Source organism: Streptomyces sp. NPDC058674 (assembly GCF_042716505.1).
In the GTDB taxonomy this organism is placed as follows: domain Bacteria; phylum Actinomycetota; class Actinomycetes; order Streptomycetales; family Streptomycetaceae; genus Streptomyces.
The window spans coordinates 1-1,091 of sequence record NZ_JBHXSC010000145.1; the positions used below are offsets into that span (position 1 = coordinate 1).

Annotated in this window: 1 protein-coding gene; it reads right to left on the reverse strand. The window is 66.1% G+C overall.

What is annotated here, in order from left to right; all coding sequences use genetic code 11:
• Positions 1 to 295 precede the first annotated feature (295 nt).
• Positions 296 to 1,091: IS701 family transposase (locus ACFWU6_RS33675; RefSeq protein WP_383985297.1), on the reverse strand; the 796-nt coding region annotated here is incomplete at its 5' end.

Sequence of the window (1,091 nt, forward strand, 5' to 3'; positions counted from 1 at the left end):
CTCCTCCGGATACGGAGACCTACGTCCCACCAGGACACCTTTCCTCGGACCCTCAAGATCCATTGTCGAGTGTCCACACCAAAGGGGTCATCTCAAAACGGCTCCTCAAGCTGACCATGTAGGACACGGTCTTAGTGCTGCAACGGTTTTTGCTGTGATGGTTTGTTGGCTTCTGGTGGTGTGTGGTCACGTCGTTTGTAGTGGCTGGTGCGGGCTTGGTGTTGTCGTCTGCGGCGCCAGAACGACCAGTGCAGGACGTGGTCGGTGCTTGGGCGGGGCCGCGTGAGTCGGGTGATCAGGCGTCGGAGTTCGGGGAGGGTGAGGGGTATGAGCTGGGAGGATCCGTTTCTGCTTTCCCGGTGTCGAGTTCGCGGGCCCGCAGGACGGTGAGGCAGGCGTGTGCGGCCATGGCCAGGGTCATGTGGCGGTGCCAGCCGTCGTAGCGACGGACCTGGTAGTCGTCCAGGCCGCACTCCTGCTTTGCGGTCTGGAAGCATTCCTCGACCGCCCACCGGCTTCCCGCGATGCGGATCAGCTCGTCGAGTGTGGTTTCGGCCGGGCAGTAGGCGATGTAGTAGGAGATCTCCTCGGGCCGGCGGACACTTCGGCGGGCGATCACCCAGTGACAACGGTCCTCGCGGTGCCAGGGACGGACCTCGACCCGGGCCCAGTCGTAGACCCTCGGGCCGTGGGCGCCGCTGCCGCAGGAACGGCGCTTCCACTTCTGCCGGGGCAGCCCGGGAAACAGGTCGTGGACGGGGTGGTCCATGGCCCAGCGGGTGACGACGGTGTCGTGCCGGGTGGTGGCCATGACATGGAAGACATCCGCCCGCTCGAGCTCGGTGCGCCAGCCTTTGGAGAAGCCGTAGGCGGCGTCGGCGGTCACCCACCGGAACGGGATCCGGTCCGTGATCGCCCGGCGGACCATGGCCTTGGCCATCACCACTTTCGTCTCGAAGGCGACCTTGTCGTCGATGCCCGCGGCCCGGCACCGGCCGCGGTCATCCGTCCATGACGTGGGCAGATAGAGGCGGCGGTCGATCAGGGTGCGGCCACGGCCTCCGGCATAGGCGAGGAACACCCCGATCTGG